The organism is Enterobacter cloacae complex sp. 277I4 (genome assembly GCF_050031465.1).
Taxonomy (GTDB): Bacteria; Pseudomonadota; Gammaproteobacteria; order Enterobacterales; family Enterobacteriaceae; genus Enterobacter; species Enterobacter cloacae.
Genome location: NZ_JBLGWC010000001.1, coordinates 965,069 through 984,926, shown reverse-complemented (window position 1 = coordinate 984,926; position 19,858 = coordinate 965,069). Strand labels below are relative to the sequence as shown.

The following is a 19,858-nucleotide window of genomic DNA, read 5'->3' as shown; positions in this document are numbered from 1 at the left end:
CGTTATTCCTTGCAATAGTCAATGTCGAAATAGCTGTAACCGAACTGTTTATCGGGAACGACAGTTCTTAATTTTCCCGCAAAATGAGGAGCCTGCTGGAGATACGCAAAGCTTAATGCTGGCGTCAGACAGCCACTGGCACCAAAGGTATCGACCAGATCTAGCGTCTTTTGCGGCGCAACGGTTGAGCGAGACAGCATCTCTTTACGCAGACCGGCAAACGCCACGCGATCAGCTGCCTGCATGTCCTCAAGGGTATCGGCCATCACGTATTGACCGCCGTTCACCCGGATTGCACTTTCATGCTGACTAAAGATGAAACAGCCCGCGCGCTCAACGGTTAAATTGACATCCTGGGCTTTCCCCCTGCGCTTCTCTCCCCACTTCAGCGCGATATCTTCGTCCGAAAACACCAGCACCGGGATCGCACGGTAGGCGGCGCAGATCACCACGTAATCAAACACATCCCAGCTCAGATAATCCTTTGCCAGACTCATGGCCTGGATGAAGGATTGCCTTTCACCCCGGATTTTGCACGTCGGTGAATTCACAGAGAATTTCTTCACCAGGTTTTTTGGCAGCGTATCAATCATTGAGATGTGTAATGCGCTGGAGATATTTTCAAACGGCCCGGATTCCCCCCAGGAGTCGACATAAATAAATGCCGTACGCTGCTTTAGCAGCTTCATTCGCTCTTTCGCCGGCAGCGCCATGAGCGCGTCATCCGCCGCTTGCTCCATCGCATCCAGGTATTTTTGATACTGAGGATTGCGGATCATCTCACCGGCATATAACTCCGGCTGCGTACCAAAACGTTTCAGACCCCAGCCGTTTGCATGGGTTGATTTGAGCGCTTTATTAAATAAATGCGACTCCCACGCGTTTAGCCAGCTGGGCTGATAGAAATAAAATTTATCTTCCGGCTCAATGAGCGAAAATGAGGATAAATACATGTTACTCTCCATGATCGTTCAACAGCCTGGATGACCCGTAGACATGACGGCGCCAATAATGGATCCATCCACGCCAACCCCGACTTTAAGCAGGTGGTTTTTGTGATGACCAATAACGCCACGGTCAATCAAAACATGCTGAGCAACGGCATCAATAATGGTGTCATTACCAACGGGGGAAATAAGCTCCTGCTGGGTGAGCGAATGATGACCAATAATTAAATCGACAATCCCAGAGCCGGTGGCGGTATAGCCAATCTGGCCTTTATAAGCCAGAACCGGAACCGGATGTCCTTCCGTCAACATCGCTATTGCTTTGGCTTCCGCTTTATCGCTGACGGATGAACCGTTACCGTGAGGGATAATCGCGCACAGTGCCTCAACGTCCAGTTCGGCTTTTTTCATTGTGGCCTGCATCACTTTTAAAATATTGGTGCTGAGCCATGAGCTGTCGTTGCTTCTGCCTGCGCTGATTTGGGTATAGGTTGTTTGCAACCGCACGCCGCCCTTCGCCTTTCTGGCGCGACGGTGGCGGGAATTTTCCAGCAGAATGGCGCTATAGCCTTCCGCAAAAAGCACCCCCTGGCTGTTTTCACCAAAGGGCTGAACAAGATGGCTATCCAGCATGGATTGCGTATCCAGAAACCAGATATCCTGCGTTTTAATTTTTGAGCAGTTCACCACCAGGACAATATCTACGCCGCCATGCTCGATGGCCTGGCAACCTAAATGCACGGCTGTCATGGATGAATTACTGGTGCAATTCATATTCGGGGGTAAATACTGCAGGTTATATTTACGCGCAAGGTGACCGGCAATACGATCCTGCGACATATTATCCACATGCAGCTGCATTAATGATTTTGAAAGATAAATATCTTCCACATCATTTTTGTTATAGAAACTCTTAAAGGCCATGCCATCGACCCGCGGGCCAATACCGGTTAAATAAACCCGGGCATTGCACCCGGCCAGCCATTGAACATCCAGGTCGGCCTGGTCGAGTGCATCGTCAATCAGACGATAAAGCAGATCTAATGCGCTATCATCCGTATGATCCAGCGTGGCAATATGTTTATTGCCATCGAACCCACATTTAATTGCCTCGTCGTCGGATTTAAACCAGGGCTTTCTTTCAACGCGTTTGCCCAGCTTCAGATTTTGAATAAGCTGAAGACTGTCTTCGGCAAACGGCAGACAAGAACTGAACCCCGAAATGATAGCGGCATTATCCACAATATTATCCTTTAATCACAAACGCGTAGTAGTTACCGCCTTCCGTCGCACCCACCAGCAATACGTGCTTCAGGGCAAGTTTTAACGGTTCACGAACGAAGTTAATTCGCTTATCGAAAAACTCGACGGTATGAGGAATAGCGGGAACCGCCTGCGTCTTAAAACAGTCAATGATGACGGCCAGGTTAAGCAGTCCGGCAGCAGACGCGACAAAGCCAAAGCAGGCGTTGTAGTTCACGACCGGTACGTCCGGTTTTGCCTGGGCGAAGGTGGCGTAAATCGCATCGATTTCAATGCGTGAGCTCTCATCGCTACCGTTGCTGGTACCACAGACCAGGTCGATCTCCTGCGCCGTTACGCCGGCATCCGCCAGCGCACGGGCGATAGCCAGCGCCATGGAGGAGGATTTCTCGTCCCGCTGAGAGGCATCAAAATAGCTGTTGCTACAGGCTTTACCGTAACCTGCCACTTCCGCCAGCACTTCTGCACCACGCGCGGCTGCACGCTGCGGATCTTCCAGCAGCAACATGCAAGCACCTTCGCCAGGAATGTAACCCTTCGGATCGTTACCGTAGATCTGATATTCCCTGGCGTCGGAGGTCATATGCAGCTTGCGGGTAACGGCGTCCATATAGAGTGACATGGACGGGAAATACTCGTCCGCGCCGCCCACCAGCACCTGCGGCTGCAGATCCTGACGCACGATTTCGTAGCCGTAGGTTAATGCGCCTAATGCCGCATTCTCGCCGGTCGCCAGCGTAGTGGTGTAGCCCTTGATCCCTTCCGAAATACCGCAGAACGTCGGGATGGAGTTCATCAACGATCCCGGGAATTCAGAGGTTCTGACTTTACGTGGGTCTGGCTTAAGGCTCTGCAGATATTTGTAGGTCGTCTCCTGCGGGCCACTGGACATTCCCATGACCATACCAAGCTCATCGCCATCACGCTTGATTTTACGCTTCGCCTGCTCCAGCGCTTCGGACAGGGCAATCAATGCGAACGTACCGCCACGCGTGGCCTTGCGAGGGTCAAAGCGGCGCAGATGTTTACGCGGTTCCAGCCCGGAAACCTGGAAGGTTTTAAAGTGTTCATTCGCTTCCGGCAGCGTTTCGGCCAGCGCGTTGAAATCGTCACCAAACAGCGCTTCGAACTGACGGGTGGTTTCCAGCACATCCAGTAACTCTTTTGCCTCTTCCAGCGTGTCTTCCGGGAAGGTGACGCCGCCCAGCTCAACGGTATGGTTCTGTTGCCATACGTTGTCGAGGATCTCGTGAACGGTGTGACCAATCGCGGAAACAGCACCCAGGCCGGTGATCGCCACGCGCTTTTCGTCGTAGGTACTGATCGGGATCGAACAAGGCTCCATGCTGATAATCATGCTGCAGTTGTTACCGCCGAAGGCATAATTGTTCTTCATGAAGAGGTTGATTTTCTGGTCACGGAAGTCGTTTGGTACGTAATCCAGATCGCAATTTGGACGCGCGTTGGTGAAGTTCAGCGTCGGCAGCACGCGGTTATCCGGCAGCGTGACCAGGCAGGCGATCAGTTCGACGATCCCCGCCGCGCCGATGTTATGACCAAAATAAGACTTGGTAGAGCTCACCAACAGTTTCTCATTGTTGGCAAACACCTTTTTCATCGCCAGCGTTTCGATACGGTCGTTGGCTTCTGTTCCGGTACCGTGGGCGTTGACGTATTCGATCTGATCCGGGGTGACGCCGGCATTTTCCATCGCCTTATGCATCACCTGTACCGCGCCGCTGGCGCGTGGATCCGGTCCGGTTTCGTGGAACGCATCGCAGGAGGTGGCATAAGAGAGAATTTCACCGTAAATGGTGGCGCCACGTGCGACAGCATGTTCGTACTCTTCAAGCACGATCGCCCCAGCCCCTTCACCGATGGACATACCCGAATTGCCGGAGAACGGCGTGCAGGCGTCCGGATGCATCACGTTCAGGGCATAAAAGCCCGCGAAGGTGGGCAGGTAGATAGGTTCTGTCCCGACGGCCAGCATGGTTTTGCTTTTGCCGTTCTGGATGTAGTCAAACGCCATGCCGACCGCGTTAGGGCTGGCCGTACAGGCGGTCGCGACCAGTTCAACACCGCCCTGTAACCCAAGCAGCGTGGAGACGCTGGAACAGCAGGAGGAGAAACCGCCAGAGAACAGCGCCTTACGCAGGGAAAAGTCTTCCATGCGTTGCTCAAACAGCGGCAGAAATGCCTCGGTCCCGGCAGATGACACGCCAACAATTAAACCGGTTTCTTTGAGGTGCGCTTTGTTCTCAGCCAGTCCCGCCTGATTGAGCGCATCTTTACCCACTTTGTAGGCCCAGAGTGCGGCATTATCCAGGGAGGCGATAACGTCGTCCGGTAATTCCGAATAGTCAATGTCATGCAAGACTTCAGCGGCTCTGGCGTTTTCAAACCATTTTGAAAAACGCACGCTGTCCGTGACGCCATTTTTTTTATTCAGTAAGGCGTTTCTGAAATCCTGCAGGTTTTCAGCCAGCGAAGAGAGAATACCGATCCCGGTAATGACAACCCGTTTTCTGTTTGTCTTCATAAATATATGTACCGCCATGTACAGGCAATGAGCAGCGAAAAGGATCCGTGGTGTTATTCCCACGGATTCGCTTCTCGCTGTTTCGATTAATAATTACAGTGCGCTTTTCGCTTTAGAGGCATCCACAAAACTGTGTTCAGTTGGATTAACCAGCATGCTCAGGTTATAAATAAATGGCATACCTTTGGTTTTCGCAGCTACCGTTTCAGAGCGCGTTTGAATAGCAAAGCCGCTAATATCAGACCATGCATATTCATTGTCGATCAGCGCCAGAGCAATAAAGCACTGCAGGGCTGGAGAATAGATAGCCTTAGCGACTTTCCCTACCACCTGACCCTCAACCAGTACGTTATCGCCGGATTCAATGCCCGAACATTCGCCCTCGACAATCATGCCGATCACCTTGCGTGCGCCTTCGCGGTGAGAGAGCTCTTCGGCCGCGTCTTTACCCACAAAGCCCTCTTTGTCGTACTGCACAGCCCATTGCAGCTGCAGCTCTACCGGATTGAGGTTGTACTCAGCCCACAGCGCGTCATCCCAGCCTGGGTTTTCGATACGTACAATTTTCTGGTAGTCCAGCCCACCGGTCTGCAGCAGGTATTTGCCGCCGTGCTCCAGCAGTTGCTGCCACTGATCCAGCAGCTGTTCCTGCTGGCCAACAACCATATAGGCGAATTCACCGTGTTTACCGCAGCGGAATACCATCAGCTCGTCGTCGGTATTCATGTACTCGTAGTAAGGCAGACCAATCACGTCGAAACCGTGGATTTCAGACATCAGCTCCCAGGAGTACGGCCCTTCTACCATGATCGCGCCCCAGTTCTGCTCGCGCATGTCAGCTATTTCAGGGGTTTCCTGGATATCCAGTTCGTCGGCTTTTTCCAGAAGGGCGTTCAGGCCAGCGATAATTTCCACCGCCGGAATGTTCTCGGACATGATGTAGTAGCCGTCGGATGAGCAGAGCACATACACATCACCGCGCACCGTACCGTCTTCATTCAGTACCAGCGAGTAGATCCCTTGCTCGTCACGGATAATTGAAACATCGGCAGAGACATAATAATTCACCAGTGCCCAGGCATCATCACCCATCACGCTGACAATGGACATATGTGAATAGTCCACCAGCAGGGCATTTTCACGTACGGCTTTATATTCCACCATCGGATCGTGATAGGCAGAAGGAACGTTGGCATTGTTGTAAATGCCCATTTTCGCATTGTTTTTTAAATGAAAATCATAAAGAGACTTCATAACGTGATCCTGTTATTCGCAATGATAAATTAAGCTTTTTTCTTCTGGATGATAAACGTCGCCAGATTGTTGATACTTCTCATATAAGAAGGATCATCGCTTTCGCTCACTTTGATATCGAAAACTTTATCCAGCATGACCACGATTTCCGTTGCATCAACGGAGTCCAGTTTTAAACCATTACCAAACAGGGCGGTATCATCATCAATTTGAGACTCATCGCGCTGAATATTTAAACGCTGAATAATCTCAGTTTTAATTGTCATCAGCACGTCCTTGCGCTGGTCAATTTCGTTTTTCATTGTAGACATGGTTTTAACTCTCTCAGGGGTTTACTTTGTTTCGCGGAAATTAATAATGGTGCCATGGCTAATTAACCGCTTACCGACGTTAGCCGTCACGGAATAATGCTTAAAGCCATGGGCATCAGAAAATGCCAGCTTGCTGGTCACTTCAATCGAATCACCTGGGTAGGCAATATCTTTAAATTTCAAATTCTGGGCCGCCAGAACACCGCGAACCTGCGCGCGGCGCGTGCGAATGATCTCCCGCATCTCGTCACGCTGAATGAGCGCATGAATATCGCGTAACGATTTCAGTTCCGTACCGTATGTCTGGTTGTAGATATCGCAAATATCGGTGAGGAACGAGAGGTACTCGCTGGCCTGACCAAAAATCTCAGAAATAATAACCCCAGGCATGATCGGATCGTCCGGGAAATGCCCGAGCAAATAGGGCTCGTTGTAGGTGATGTGTTTGGTCACCTTCACAAAGCCATTTTCGCCATATTTGAAGTCATCAATTCTGTCGACCATCAGCAGCGGCTGACGCCAGCCGCCCATTTCCAGAAAGATCTTCGAGGGGATAACGTATTTAGACATAAATCACCGCATCACCAGGCCGCCATCGATAACGATGGTTTGACCCACAATGTAGCTGGAGGCAGTGGAGCCCAGATAAACGACGGTATTGGCAACCTCGTCGCATTTACCCAGACGACGCAATGGAATAGATGCCGTTACGCCACGCACCACCGTGCGGGATACTTTTTTCACCATTTTGGATTCAATCATCCCCGGCGCGATGGCATTTACGCGCACGCCATACGGCGCCAGTTCCGCCGCCAGCGTGCGGGTGAATCCCAGGATTGCGCCCTTCGACGCGCTGTAGTTCGCCTGCCCGACGCTTGGGATAATGGCCGCAATGGACGCCACATTGATGATGGCCGGGTTTTCTGCGGAGCGCAGCAGCATTAAGGCTTCTTTCGTCAGACGGAAAATACTGAACAGGTTGGTGTCTACCACCTGGCTGAAGTCATCAAAGCTCATCGAGGCAAACAGGCTGTCTTTTACAATCCCGGCGTTGTTAACCAGCACATCAAGCTTGCCCGCTTCCTCGGTCAGGCGTGAACAGAGTGCAGTGACACTCTGCGCATCGGCGAGATCGCACTGAATGACAGTGAGCTTGCTTCCTGCCGGATGCGTTTCTTTCAGTTCCGTTAATTGCGTGGCATTGGATTTATACAGCGCATAAACATCGCAATTCTGGTCAAGGAATTTAGCGCAGATCGCCAGGCCAATATCACCACTGGCGCCGGTGACCAGAACCGTCTTTTCCTTAAGATCATTATATTGATACATAATATTCACAATTAGTTAGGTTAATAAAGTATGACAACGGCTGTCGCATAGTGCTGACAATGCGAAATACTGAGCGAGGCATTCGCCATCTGCTTTTCAATAAGCAGCTCTTTGACTCGCCCAGAGAAAATCAGATGGGGACAACCCAGTTCGTCATGGTTTATTTCAATATCCTTAAAGGTGATGCCGTCGCGATATCCACAGCCAAGCGCCTTAACAACCGCCTCTTTTGCGGCCCAGAAACCTGATGCGCGCTCATAGTTAGGATCTTCCCGGTTAATTTTTATATTTTCGTGCGGGGTAAAGACGCGCTGTAAAAAATCGCTTTGCCAGTTTGTTATCGCTCGCTGTATGCGCGAAACTTCCACAATGTCCGTGCCGATACGCATTTATCGTGCTTCCCTTTCAAAGCTGATAAGAAAGATTCAGATTAAAATTAAATTTATTCACGTCCATGCTGCCAGGATATTTAACCGGCATGGAGACTGATGAATCGTACGCCAGGCTTTTCACATTCCCCTGAATACCCAGGGTGCTGCCGACGATAATCTCTTCGCCATGGACACTGTCCCGTCTTATATGACCGGCATCTACGCCAACATAATAATTTGCGTTCATTCCTCGCACCGGGCGATAAAATGTATTTTGCAGGTAGTACCCGCTGTTCCCGGTCAGGCCAACGCTGTTTTCAAACCCGCGCACGCTCCAGCGATCGCCCATCGTCATTTGATCCTGCAGCGTCAGCTCACGCGGTGCGTATTGCGCCAAAAAAAAAGCGCTATAGGCGGTTTGAGAAAATTGTCGGGTATAGCGACTTTCCACATTCACCAGCTGACTGACGGGACTGACATTGCCATACACCATATCCGGCGTTTTTTCGGCGCCGAACCAGGTGACAAAACGCTGCCAGGATACCGTTGAATCCCATTGTGCATTTGCCAGCTGCTGCGTGTAATTCACGCCAAACCTGACGTTATCCATGTCACGCTTCTGTAAGACAAGTTCCTCGCCATTAAGGGTATAGCTGGCTTTTCGACGGATCAGCTCGGCATTCCCCGTCACCTTCCGGCTTTTATCCCGGTAGACCGTGCGCGTCGCCTTCACGCTGCCGTACTCACTCTTACCGGCGTAATCCACCGTGGTGTAATAGAGCGGTATCGCCTGACGTGACTTGCTGCTGCTATAAAACAGCGAATAGTTCCAGTAGCCTACCGGCAGGGCATAGTAACCACTTACACTCTGATACTGACCCGTTGTGCTCTTCGTTCCGGCGAGATAAAACAGATCGCTAAACCGGGCGATGTTATAGAGATAGCCCACCACAGAGGTCAGGTGTTCTCCTGTCGCTTTATCGCCCCAGTTGTTATAGCTCGCCCGCACGCTCCACTGTTTTTCCCGGTTGGTGCTGATGCGAATGGTGCTATACCCGTGCTTCGTACCCGGCTCGATATTGATCTTCACATCCACGCCGGGTTCTTGCTGCAGGTTTTCCAGACCCTGCTCGATATCGCGAATATTAAGGATGTCTTCTTTCGCAAACGGCAGCATCCATGGATTAATATCATTATGCTCGACAATAATTTTTTCTATTTTCCCCGCATTGACGTCAAGCTTCAGCGTGCCAGACGAAATATTCTGCGAAGGGATCGTAATGCGGGTCGTGATGTAACCGGCATCGATATAAAAATCCTGTAACGCGGCGGCGATTTTCACCACACCGATGCTGCCCACGCAGCGTCCGACGATCTCTTTTTTTATCGCCTTTTCGGTTTTACGTTTCAAAAAATCATTATCAAGAACAAGTGCTTTAAGGGTAAAACAGTTTTTCTCCTCAGGTAATTTGTCCAGTCTAAATACTTTACGTTCGGTGCTGGAGAAAACATCCTGCCGATACACCTTGTGTTCTTTGAAAGTATTTAGATCTGCATTTTGCTGCTGTTTAATCAGGGCATTAATATCGTCAACTGCAAACGCTTGAGACGACATTACCAGCAATGACAGTAAAAATTTAAATCGCAGTTCCATTCACTTTCTCAGAAAAAAAGGCAGCAGGGTCTCGTGCTGACTTTGCGCTATCAGACAATAGCTGCTGCCTTTTGTTACACCTTTAGATTACATACCAACAATCGTGCCGGTATTGGTCACTTTATTGGTAATCAGTTCCATACCGTATAAGCCACCAAATACTGCATCCTGACCGCTGTTTGTCACGTTATTCGCAGTGACACCCGCAACGCCATAAGTCAGCATATTGAGGTAGTTATAGATATTCCCTGCTGTTTTCACAGACAGCGTATAATCGCTCACAATATTACCGCGGTTGTTAATGTCGGCACCGGCATTAATCACGATATTCTGTGCAAGGATATTGCCGTTGGCATTATTGGTAACATGACGCTGAGTATCAATTTTCGCGCTGGCCACACCCACGATGTCTTTAAAGTTCTCAACACCGTTCAGGGCATTAATCGCCAGAGCGTTACCTGAAGAGATTGCATTGCGGTTAGTCAGTGCACCTTTCAGGATAGTGAAGTTCAGATCGCCTTTACCGCTGATCCAACCGTAGTTGGTGACGTTGTTATCAACCGTCAGATTGAGATTCTTATCTGACGCGATAACGCCGGTCGCCGTGTTGCTCTCCATGCTGCCATCGCTGTAGTTGTTCAGCGTACCCGCAGTGATATCCAGGTTGCCTGCACTGTAGGTAGTGGCATAGTTGTTATAGAACGTACCGGCCGCTTTGATGATGGCGTCAGCGCCGCTCACCAGCATAGCGCGGGTGTTGTCCAGCGTCCCTTTAGACAGCACGCTCAGCGCACCGTTATCAGCGATGATGCTACTGTTGTTGTTATAGACGTTTTGACCGGAAACAGCGACACCTTCACGGCCAATCATGCCACCCACATCGCCCGTCACACCGAAGGTTTCGCCATGATTACGTACGAAGTTGTTACCGTCACGGTTTTCAACATTCCCTGCCGCGTTCACGGAGAGCTTTTTGTCCGCCACGATCATGGCAGTGTTGTTGTAAACCGCACCTTTTGACTCGACGGTGACATTCTTACCGGCAATCAGACCGTTGTTGTTATCAACGGTGTTGGCAGCCAGTGTGATATCACCCGTCTGAGAAAGGACGGAACCACGGTTGCTGTCGAAATACCCCGTCAGCGCCAGATCGATATTGCCGTAAGCGGCAACCCGACCGTAGTCGTTGTTCAGACGGTTCGCTTTCAGCGCAATATCGCTACCGGACAGGAGCTGGCCGTAGTAGTTATCTACGGTGCCACCCGCATTGATAGTGATATCGCCAGTCTCAGAGCTGATTTCGCCGCGGCTGTTGCTCACATTCCCGGCCGCTGTCAGCGTGACATCACCCACCGCTTTGATTTTACGCGAGGCGTTATCAATGTTATTGGCACTTAACGCAATGTCACCATAGCTGATCATATTCAGATCGTTATAGATATTGCCTTTAGCGCTCATCGCCAGGCTGCTGTCAGCGACGATATTGCCACGGTTGTTAATATCATAGACCGCAGAGATCGTGACCTTATCACCCACCATATTGCTGTTGGAGTTGTTGGTCACACCACGCTGGCTGTTCACCACCAGATTCTCGCCCGCGGCGATATCTTTCAGGTTTTCAACCCCGGTCTGTGCAGACACGGTCAGAGACTTCTCAGCGGAGAGCGTATTACGGTTAGTTAAAGAACCGTTCAGAATATTGAGAATGGCATCACCGAGGCTGCTGATCCAGCCATAGTTGGTGAAGCTGTTCTTCACATTCATGGTCAGTTTTTTATCTGCCGCGATAACGCCAGTCGCGTTGTTATCTTCCAGCGCACCGTTGCTGTAGTTGCTCACGCTGTTGGCATCAATCAGCAGGTCGCCCATGCTGTAGATGGTTGCGTAGTTGTTCGTCAGAGTGCTTCCCGCTTTGATGGAGGCATCCCCGCCGCTGACCAGCAACGAACGCGCGTTATCAATGCTGCCTCGTGCCTGCATTGTAAGCGGGCCATTTTCAGCAATGATGCGGCTTTCGCCGTTATAGATATAGTTCCCGGACAGCGAGACACCTTCTTTACCAACCATACCGCCGTTCTGCTGCGGCATGCCGAAGTAGGTACCAAATGTGGATCCGAAATCGATACCGTAACGGTTTTCGATGTTATCGCCTGCAGTGACGCTCAATACCTTACTGGCAACGATGAACGCGGTATTGTTGTTCACCCCTGCGTTGGCATTAATGGTGACGTTTTGTCCCATAATGAAGCCACCGCGGTTGTTCAGGGCATTCGATGCCAGGGCAACATCCCCTTCTTCAGAGCTGAAGACGCCGATGTAGTTGGTGATGTTTCCACCCACTGCGGCACTCACACCGGTACGACCCGCAACACCGCCGTTGTCGTTACGCATAGAGGCCGCTTTGGCAATAACCTTGCTGTTTGAGTTCAGTTTGCCCGAGTAGTTATCAATCGCGCCGGCACTTTCAAGGGAGATATCGCCATTTGACGCCATCTGCCCACCGTTGTTATTGATGCTGTTCGCGGCAATCTGCACGCCCTTCTCAGCGATAATGCCTAACGAGTCATTGCTGGCGGTATCTGCGGTTTTGGTCGCGCCGTTGTTAATCGTACCTTTCGCGGCAATCTTGGTGAAACCGCCCGCAGAACGGATCATGCCCCGGTTGTTATCGACGTTACCGCCGCTCACCACGTTCACATCGCCCAGGGAGTCGACTAAACCGCTGTTGTTGTTCACAGCAGCAGATTCAAGACCCACATACCCGCCCTTGATCTGGCCGTTGCTGTTATTCAGGGTACCGGTTTTTAACGCCACGATACCGGCTTCAATACCGACAGTATTCCCTTTACCGTAGTTGGTTAAGGTGTTGCCGTTGGTATCCGCAGCCAGCATGCCTGCCGCCGCCATTTTGCCGTTGGTGTTATCAATGGCGCCGCTATTGACATAGAGGTCTCCCATTGTCGAAATGTTGCCTGAACGGCTGTTGTTGAGGCTGTTTTTATTGGTGTCCAGCGCGATGGTACCCACAGAGGTAATATCCCCGGTGACGTTGCTCAGTGCGCCGTTGGTTTTAATATTGATCTGACCAGAGGACTCAATGCGCGCAGTGTTGTTCAGCAACTGACCGTTAGCGTCAATATTTACGCCGTTGATGCCACCCGCAATAATGCCCTGGTTACGCACGCCGACCCCGCTTTCGGTGCTGACGAGGTTAATCTTATTGGCATACATACCGCCCAGCGCAGCAACGTCAATGCTGTTGGCATTACGCGTTCCGGCTGCGGTTACTGAACCGGTCACCTGACCTGCAGCGTTAACGTAGTTATTACCGGCGACAACGTTCAGCTCGTTAGCTGTGACTTTATCGGTCACGACAACATTGCGAGACAAAATTTCCGTCGGGCTGGCGTTATTCAGTTTACCCAGCGTAATGGTGCCACCGTTAACAGAATAACCGGCTAACTGATCGTTCTGAATATCCGGCGTACCGGTTGTCAGGGTCAGTTTACTGGTGTTAATGGCGCCGCCACCGTTAACGGTAATACCGTTCGGGTTAGCAATAATTAAATCGGCTTTATCACCGGCCACTTCCATCATGCCGTTAATCGCAGAGGCATTTTTAGACGTGACTTCGTTCAGGATGACTTTCGCCGTCCCGGACGTCAGGTTGCTGTTCCCCTGAATTTTACCCGCCAGAACGGTATTTGATTCAGTCATGCTGTTATTGAAGATAAGCCCATTCTTATCAACGTTTAAGTTGTCATAGACATTATGAGAAAGCCCCTTATCGTTGGCTTTATTAATGTTAATGACAGGCACATTCCCGGCAGTATAAACCACGCCGTTCTTGATGTTGATCTCTGCTGAGTGCGCAACAAATGGCAGAGCGAGTAGCACAGAAGCGGCAACAGGATGCCACTTCAACTCGAGTTGAAAGACTTTATTTTTATTACTATTCATTTAATCGACTCTTTATTTCGGAATTATTACATTTTTTCAAAATATAACATCACCACTCTAAATAACTACTTCACATCCGTTGATTACTGTTTATCCCCCCTTGTGGTTCCCTGATGGTTCATTAATTTAGATTTTAAGAGCATTACTTGATATTAATTCTGGCATTTTTATCTGGAATTAGCATTCAGACTGCATAACATAAAGGGAACTTTTAACCAGGAACAAGTCCACAGGCATTAGGAATATTATACATTCCCGGCCTGTCAAGACTTATTCCTTATAAGATGAGAGATGAATTACTCCTGATATGAGTAATCGCCATAGCTATAGGTGGCCGAAGCGCGTTTTTCAACGCCGTTGAATATGACCCCCTGGATGGCAATCCCGTTTTGATTGAATCGACGCAGCCCCGCTTCCACCTCCTGGACCGAGTTCTGTTCGAATCTGACGACCATCAGAGACGTTGAGGCAAATCGGCCAATAATCGCGGCATCCGTGACGCTCAGAATAGGCGGCGTATCGAGAATAATGACATCGTATTGCGCTGAACAGGCGTCAACGAGTGTCTGGAATTTCTCCGTCATAAACAGCTCGGCGGGGTTATTGACCATTCTTCCCCGTCCAATAAAATCGACGCCCTGGTACTCTGTCTCTTCTATCCCCTGGGACACCGCCACATTCGCTGAGAGATAATCGGCAAGCCCGGCATGGCCTTCCGCCTGGGAGAAGATGCTGTGCAAATATCCCCTTCTCAGATCGCAATCAACCAGCAGCACCCGTGAACCGGCCTGCGCCATCAGCACCGCCAGGTTTGAACTGACGAAGGATTTACCCACCCCCGGAGAGGTGCCTGAAATCATTAATATTTTATTTTCTGACTTCAGCATGGAGAAATGAAGGCTGGTCCGCAGCCCTCTTATCGCCTCGACCGCCAGCGAGGTTGGCGACGATTTCACTAACAGCTCATCAGACTGATAGGTGGTAATCGCCCGGCAGCGTCTGCTCTTTGTCAGTTCAGGTGCCAGCGGTACGACGGCGTGGACAGGGATGCCCCGTTTTTCCAGCTCCGCGGGTTGTTTGATCCCTTTAATTAACATGTTGCGTAGCAGAATCACACCGGAGGCGAACAGGAAGCCCAACAGCGCCGACAGGATGACAATCAACGTTTTTTTCGGTTTAATCGGCTTATGCTGCGTGACGGCATTGTCAATAATGCGAACATTGCCCAGCGTGCTGGCCTTATTGATATTGAGTTCATGCTGCTTATTCAACAGCACCATATAGATATCATTTCCCATCTGCACATCACGGGTCATGCTCAAAATTTCTTGCTGAGTCCGCGGCATCGTACTGATACGTTGATTGAGCTTCTCTTTCTCTTCCTGCAGTACCGCACGTTTTTCTGACAGCGCTTTATAAGCCGGATGCGAACGTTTATAGAGCTTTGATATTTCAGCTTCTTTAAAGGTTAATTCATTCAGTTGGGTATCAATGGACACCACATTGTCTAAAATGAATTTCGCTTCAAGGGATAAATCCACCGACTCATTATTCTTTCTGAAATCATTGAGTTTCGTTTCTGCCGTCACCAGATTGTTTTTGATTTGCAGTAATTGTTCGTTCACAAAGGCCAGACTCTTGCTGGCCTCTTCTGACTTACGCTCAACGTCCTGGGCAAGATAATTGTGGCTGATGGTTTCAAGGATTTTACTGATCATGACCGGATCGGTGCCGGTCATGCTCAGATGCAGCATCCCATTGCCACCGGATTTTCCATCCACGACGATATTGTTTTTGATCTCATCAATTACCGAATATTCATTGTGCTTACGTAAAATGAACACGGTGTCCTGGGTCAGTTCGGCACGTTCAATCATAAAATCAATGCCGTGCGCGTGAAGAGGAACACCCACTTTACCGTGCAAAACGGCCTCGCCGACCTGCAGGGTGTACTCACCCGCAGCAGTTATCGTCAGGATCAACGCTTCGTTCAGGAACTCCTCGGGCACAGTTAAGGTTGAAACCTCAATGTTACCCGTGGGTTTGCCAAACAGGCGCAGGAGCAGGCCATTCGCAAACGGATAGCGTTTTTCAGTCACGGAGATATCCAGCCCCAGATCGCGCACGGTTTTACCGATCACCATCCGCGATTTAATTAACGAAATTTCAGATTCTGAAGCGACCCCGGAACCTTCAGGCAGCATCGTAGAGAGCTTATTCAACAGCCCCGTAGATGCATTTCTCTCAACCTGAATTAACGCATCACTTTTATAGACCGGCGCTAAGGTGTAAGCAATAACGATACCGAACGCGATAAACAGTAATGTCGTCGCCGCTATCCAGACCTTACTGTAATATAAGACTTTGAGGAGTTGAACGATGTCAATATCCTCCTGCCGCGGAACATTATCGGTTTGCGAATTGCTAATCTGTTTGTCAAACATGCTCTAATCAGCCCTGATTATTTAACCTGCTGGAAAACCTTGCCCCATTCTTCGGCAGCGGAAAAAAGTTGTTGAAAAATAACACCTGAGATATCTCGACCCCGACGATAAGGATCAGGAATTTCCATTTGCTGGAGCCAATATCCGAATAAAAATGCCTTTCCCCGGGCTTCCATTGCCAGGCGGGTCACGGCTTCAATATGGTTTTGCTCCATGGCCAGAATCAAATCATATTCACGACACATCAGCGGTGTAAGTTGTTTGGCACAATGCCCCTCTAACGAGAGGCCATTCTCACGTGCAGTGTTAACCATTACGGGATCTGCCGCTTCCCCCGTTAACGCAGCAATCCCGGCGGAATCTACGATCATATTGGGCAAGCGTGAACGCAAAATGCGTTCCCCCACCGGGGAACGACAAATATTGCCTGTGCAGACGACAAGAATGGACTGATACCTGCCATTCATATCAATTACTCCAGTTTCTGATGAAGCGCGTCGTTTCAGTCAGGCTGTAGACACCACTAATGGTTGGCATTAATTGATTAATGACTCTGTTCCAGCGCGCAATCGGTGCGCTCGTCACATACACAATATCGTACGGCTTGAGCCTGAATTCGGTGCCAAGCACCAGCGCCGTCGCATCCCTGGCATCAAGCTGATAAATATTTGCCTGTTTTCCCTTTGACGCATCCGGTTTGTTTTCCGAACGGATCACAAAAATACCGCTGGCATCACTGGTTAATTGATTCATGCCCTCCGCATTACCCAACGCTTCGGTCAGCGTCATGCCTGAGCGATCCATTTTCATGGTGGTTTGCTTCACCACATCGCCCATGACAAAGACTTTTAAATCATCATTACGCGGGATATACAGAATATCGCCGGAATAGAGCAACCTGTTCTGCTGCAGATCGCCATACTGCATAAGCGCTTGCAGCGAAATGATTGATTTTTTACCCCCCTGGGTTAAAACAGCATTCCCCCAGTCTGCGTTTTCAGTCAGCCCACCCGCCAGATTAACCGCATCAATGATGGTCAATGGAACGTTAGTGATGGGCTGCTGCCCGGACTGATTAACTTCACCAGAGACATATACTTTCTGAGAGCGAAACGCGGCAATCCCCACATCGACCTGTGGGGACTCAATGTATTTCGCCAGGTGTTCGGTAATCAGCTCTCTGACTTCAGTGACCGTTTTATCCTTAACATGGATTTTCCCGATGTACGGATAAAAAATAGTGCCGTCTGAATGGACCCAGTTTCCCGTATCGCTGGCGCTACGATACTGGCCAGACGGGGTGGTAAGCTCAGGATGTTCCCACACCGTGACCATAATGATGTCCCCAACCCCAATACGGTACTCATACGCTTCGAGTCGTTTATTCAGCTCCGCATTGGCGTGGGCGACCACGACGTTTTCACGTAATTTCTCAATCAGCGCCGGCGTAACGGGGTAAACATTCACCTTTACGTCATTGATATTATCGGGGTCGGGCGTTTCGACAACCGTTTTTCCGTCGGTATCAATATGGCTTCCGGGGGTTATCTGACACCCTGCCAGTAAAAATAGCGTGGTGAAAATAAACAGAGCTGGCAATTTTCTCATACTTTTCTTTATGCCATTTCGGTGAAATGACATTTCCTTATAATTAATCAATCACCCATGGCGGTGCAGAGAGAATGAAGCGTGGCATTCCACAATTGATTAAATGATAAACCTTAAAAGTATGCATGTCCTGTAGACGTGGAGTAATCCTAACCCCTGACATCTCTTTCTTATCATTAATATAGAAAGCGGTCCAATCATCAGGCACGTAAACAATTCCCATTTATGCGGGGACTATTCTCACATATTAACCCTGAGACATCGTGTAAAATGAAAATATATACATACCGTATCATAAGATCGTTAGCATGCAAATCTTACACCAAAAAGAGGCGTGCAGAATACATTAACCAAAGGGATAAAAATGGATACGTCGCGGGTCATATTATCAAGATGTCATTTCAGCAACATCGGATTGCGCCATTTACTTTCCAATACGTTCAAAAAAGAAGAGATTCTCTCTTTTTATAATCAGCACCATTTTCATGACTGGGTAAAAGGTATGAAAAAAGAGAGTTTTTTTACCTTGTACCTGGTGCTTCCTGACTCTATTTATAGCAACATCATCTACTTTCAGTGGCTTATCTCACTAAAACAGAAAACAAACCTCCACGCCATTGAAGAGATCATTATCGCTTACCACTCGGATATCTTTCCGGAGCTTTTCGCCTGCATTTGCTCGCATTACAAACATCGTCTCGTGAATATCAATAATCTGACCAACGATGAAATCGTCAGGAAAATGCATACCCAGCGTCACCCCAGCAAAAGCGGGATCGTCAAAAAACATATCGAACTGACGCACATGGAGTTCTGTGTCCTGAAGTTAATGATCTCAGGCTACACGATTGATGACATCAGTACCTTATATAACATCAAGCCAAAAACCACCTATACCTACAGCAACAGCATAATGAAACAGTTGGGGTTTAACTCTTTAAAGAAAATCTATTCCTGCGGCGAAATCATTAAATCCTCGATTGACCATGACATTATCAAAGAAAAGAAAAAGTACTACAGCATTGCCCACATTAAGATGTACGAACCACAAACTGCTTAATCCCTCACCGCCTCTAACACGCCCCCGTGTCTCCATAACACCGTCAAATTATTCACAAAAAAAATACGGAAAGCGTCTCCGCAATCCGTATTTTTGTATCGATGCTGACTTAGTGGCTTTTCACTAAAATTTCTACGCGACGGCTATTGACGTTACATCCTGCCGCTTGCTGGCTGGCAGAGGTACCGCAGCCTTCAGCGCTTTGTGCTATTCCCTTACCCGTCGTGTTATTGATCAGTTCCGGTTTAATCCCTTTCTCGATCAGCAATGAACGAACGGTATCGGCACGTGCTTCAGACAGGCGCTGGTTAGCCTCACGGCTACCAATTGCGTCGGTATAACCCACAATCTGGATCTCACTGACGTTATTCGCCTTTTTGGTAAATTTCACCACCTCGTCCAGCTTATTGCGGGATTCAGCAAAAATCCCTGCCGCATTACTTGCCGCAAAGCGGAACAGGACTTGCTCCTGAATAAGCACCACACCGCTGTTATTAACGTAATCACAGGTTTTTACCTGCGATGCACGGTTAATAATTTTGGTCTGTTTATGCATCTTACTCAACAGAGCTTCAGCCCGGGAACGCTCTTCCAGGGCCGCCGTATTTCCTGACGTACCTGGATTAACCTGAATAAAATAGGTTTGCGCACTCTCGGCATTGAGCTGTTGCAGAGGATTTTGTTTCCCCTGATAAGCAGGGTGATCGTTGAACCAGGACTCCACCGCGTGCGCGCCTGGCGCGGCGCACAGGACAGTAAATTGCCCCGGCAGCAGTACCGACTGCAGCTCGCGGTCGACGTAGATCGTCGCGGGTACGCTCCCCTCAGGGTAATAAACCACAATTTGTGCCTGTTCCGGTGTCACATCCGCGACCGGACGGTAGGGCTGTGGTGCCGTCTTCCCTGAAGCGGTTTTGACGTCTGCCGGTATATCGATGACGTGCTTCACTCGTTCTGCTGAATATGCAGTGCTGGATATCAATACGCTGAGCGCGGCAGTAATCGCACACGCCAGGTTTATTTTTTTAAACTTATTAAGGGTTACTTTCATTTATCAAATTCCCGATTAACCCAGTGAATGACTGTGTAACAACGATTGGTAGATGCGTGCAGAA

Annotated in this window: 15 protein-coding genes; 1 reads left to right on the top strand and 14 read right to left on the bottom strand. The window is 49.4% G+C overall.

Features of this window, described 5'->3' with window-relative positions; genetic code table 11:
- Positions 1-2: 2 nt before the first annotated feature.
- The 13 genes from ACQG19_RS04570 to ACQG19_RS04510 all read right to left on the bottom strand — a co-directional run bounded on the left by ACQG19_RS04570 (position 3) and on the right by ACQG19_RS04510 (position 17,683).
- Positions 3-953 carry an ATP-binding protein gene (locus tag ACQG19_RS04570; RefSeq protein WP_045295526.1) on the bottom strand — a complete coding sequence of 317 codons (951 nt, stop codon included), beginning with the start codon at positions 951-953 and terminating at the stop codon, positions 3-5.
- Between the two features lie 18 nt (positions 954-971).
- A complete protein-coding gene (locus tag ACQG19_RS04565; RefSeq protein ID WP_029882413.1) occupies positions 972-2,189 on the bottom strand; it encodes a beta-ketoacyl synthase in 1,218 nt (405 codons plus the stop codon).
- A gap of 4 nt (positions 2,190-2,193) precedes the next feature.
- Entirely contained in the window at positions 2,194-4,752 is a 2,559-nt protein-coding gene (locus ACQG19_RS04560; RefSeq protein WP_222169255.1) for a beta-ketoacyl-[acyl-carrier-protein] synthase family protein, read from the bottom strand.
- A gap of 93 nt (positions 4,753-4,845) precedes the next feature.
- Positions 4,846-6,006, bottom strand: coding sequence for an aminomethyltransferase family protein (locus tag ACQG19_RS04555; RefSeq protein WP_222169254.1), 1,161 nt, complete (start codon positions 6,004-6,006; stop codon positions 4,846-4,848).
- A 29-nt stretch (positions 6,007-6,035) separates the two neighbouring features.
- Positions 6,036-6,317: an acyl carrier protein gene (locus ACQG19_RS04550; protein WP_013095701.1), complete on the bottom strand. Its 282-nt coding sequence runs from the start codon at positions 6,315-6,317 to the stop codon at positions 6,036-6,038.
- 21 nt (positions 6,318-6,338) lie between these two features.
- Positions 6,339-6,887 (bottom strand): 3-hydroxyacyl-ACP dehydratase FabZ family protein, encoded by a 549-nt coding sequence (locus ACQG19_RS04545; RefSeq protein WP_013095700.1) that lies wholly within the window; start codon positions 6,885-6,887, stop codon positions 6,339-6,341.
- A 3-nt stretch (positions 6,888-6,890) separates the two neighbouring features.
- Entirely contained in the window at positions 6,891-7,646 is a 756-nt protein-coding gene (locus ACQG19_RS04540) for an SDR family oxidoreductase (RefSeq protein ID WP_045295521.1), read from the bottom strand.
- Between the two features lie 20 nt (positions 7,647-7,666).
- Positions 7,667-8,035 (bottom strand): holo-ACP synthase, encoded by a 369-nt coding sequence (gene acpS / locus ACQG19_RS04535; RefSeq protein WP_246932837.1) that lies wholly within the window; start codon positions 8,033-8,035, stop codon positions 7,667-7,669.
- 16 nt (positions 8,036-8,051) lie between these two features.
- Positions 8,052-9,632, bottom strand: coding sequence for a ShlB/FhaC/HecB family hemolysin secretion/activation protein (locus ACQG19_RS04530; RefSeq protein WP_261313034.1), 1,581 nt, complete (start codon positions 9,630-9,632; stop codon positions 8,052-8,054).
- A 126-nt stretch (positions 9,633-9,758) separates the two neighbouring features.
- Entirely contained in the window at positions 9,759-13,631 is a 3,873-nt protein-coding gene (locus ACQG19_RS04525; protein WP_246932841.1) for a filamentous hemagglutinin N-terminal domain-containing protein, read from the bottom strand.
- 296 nt (positions 13,632-13,927) lie between these two features.
- Positions 13,928-16,075 (bottom strand): polysaccharide biosynthesis tyrosine autokinase, encoded by a 2,148-nt coding sequence (locus tag ACQG19_RS04520; protein WP_246932843.1) that lies wholly within the window; start codon positions 16,073-16,075, stop codon positions 13,928-13,930.
- 17 nt (positions 16,076-16,092) lie between these two features.
- Entirely contained in the window at positions 16,093-16,542 is a 450-nt protein-coding gene (locus ACQG19_RS04515; RefSeq protein ID WP_246932845.1) for a protein tyrosine phosphatase, read from the bottom strand.
- 1 nt (position 16,543) lies between these two features.
- Complete coding sequence (locus ACQG19_RS04510) at positions 16,544-17,683, bottom strand: polysaccharide export protein (protein WP_139152677.1); 1,140 nt, start codon at positions 17,681-17,683, stop codon at positions 16,544-16,546.
- A 364-nt stretch (positions 17,684-18,047) separates the two neighbouring features.
- Here ACQG19_RS04510 and ACQG19_RS04505 point away from each other — a divergent pair, with 364 nt between their 5' ends.
- Positions 18,048-18,743, top strand: coding sequence for a helix-turn-helix transcriptional regulator (locus ACQG19_RS04505; RefSeq protein ID WP_426725822.1), 696 nt, complete (start codon positions 18,048-18,050; stop codon positions 18,741-18,743).
- Positions 18,744-18,852: 109 nt separating this feature from the next.
- Here the strand turns inward: ACQG19_RS04505 and ACQG19_RS04500 are convergent, their stop codons facing one another.
- Positions 18,853-19,794 carry an OmpA family protein gene (locus tag ACQG19_RS04500; RefSeq protein WP_023622340.1) on the bottom strand — a complete coding sequence of 314 codons (942 nt, stop codon included), beginning with the start codon at positions 19,792-19,794 and terminating at the stop codon, positions 18,853-18,855.
- Positions 19,795-19,858: the final 64 nt, after the last annotated feature.

Coding starts and splice junctions, on each gene's coding strand:
- ACQG19_RS04570 (WP_045295526.1), bottom strand. CDS start 953: ATGTATTTATCCTCATTTTCGCTCATTGAGCCGGAAGATAAATTTTAT.
- ACQG19_RS04560 (WP_222169255.1), bottom strand. CDS start 4,752: ATGAAGACAAACAGAAAACGGGTTGTCATTACCGGGATCGGTATTCTC.
- ACQG19_RS04555 (WP_222169254.1), bottom strand. CDS start 6,006: ATGAAGTCTCTTTATGATTTTCATTTAAAAAACAATGCGAAAATGGGC.
- ACQG19_RS04550 (WP_013095701.1), bottom strand. CDS start 6,317: ATGTCTACAATGAAAAACGAAATTGACCAGCGCAAGGACGTGCTGATG.
- ACQG19_RS04545 (WP_013095700.1), bottom strand. CDS start 6,887: ATGTCTAAATACGTTATCCCCTCGAAGATCTTTCTGGAAATGGGCGGC.
- ACQG19_RS04540 (WP_045295521.1), bottom strand. CDS start 7,646: ATGTATCAATATAATGATCTTAAGGAAAAGACGGTTCTGGTCACCGGC.
- acpS (WP_246932837.1), bottom strand. CDS start 8,035: ATGCGTATCGGCACGGACATTGTGGAAGTTTCGCGCATACAGCGAGCG.
- ACQG19_RS04530 (WP_261313034.1), bottom strand. CDS start 9,632: ATGTCGTCTCAAGCGTTTGCAGTTGACGATATTAATGCCCTGATTAAA.
- ACQG19_RS04525 (WP_246932841.1), bottom strand. CDS start 13,631: ATGAATAGTAATAAAAATAAAGTCTTTCAACTCGAGTTGAAGTGGCAT.
- ACQG19_RS04520 (WP_246932843.1), bottom strand. CDS start 16,075: ATGTTTGACAAACAGATTAGCAATTCGCAAACCGATAATGTTCCGCGG.
- ACQG19_RS04515 (WP_246932845.1), bottom strand. CDS start 16,542: ATGAATGGCAGGTATCAGTCCATTCTTGTCGTCTGCACAGGCAATATT.
- ACQG19_RS04510 (WP_139152677.1), bottom strand. CDS start 17,683: ATGAGAAAATTGCCAGCTCTGTTTATTTTCACCACGCTATTTTTACTG.
- ACQG19_RS04505 (WP_426725822.1), top strand. CDS start 18,048: ATGGATACGTCGCGGGTCATATTATCAAGATGTCATTTCAGCAACATC.
- ACQG19_RS04500 (WP_023622340.1), bottom strand. CDS start 19,794: ATGAAAGTAACCCTTAATAAGTTTAAAAAAATAAACCTGGCGTGTGCG.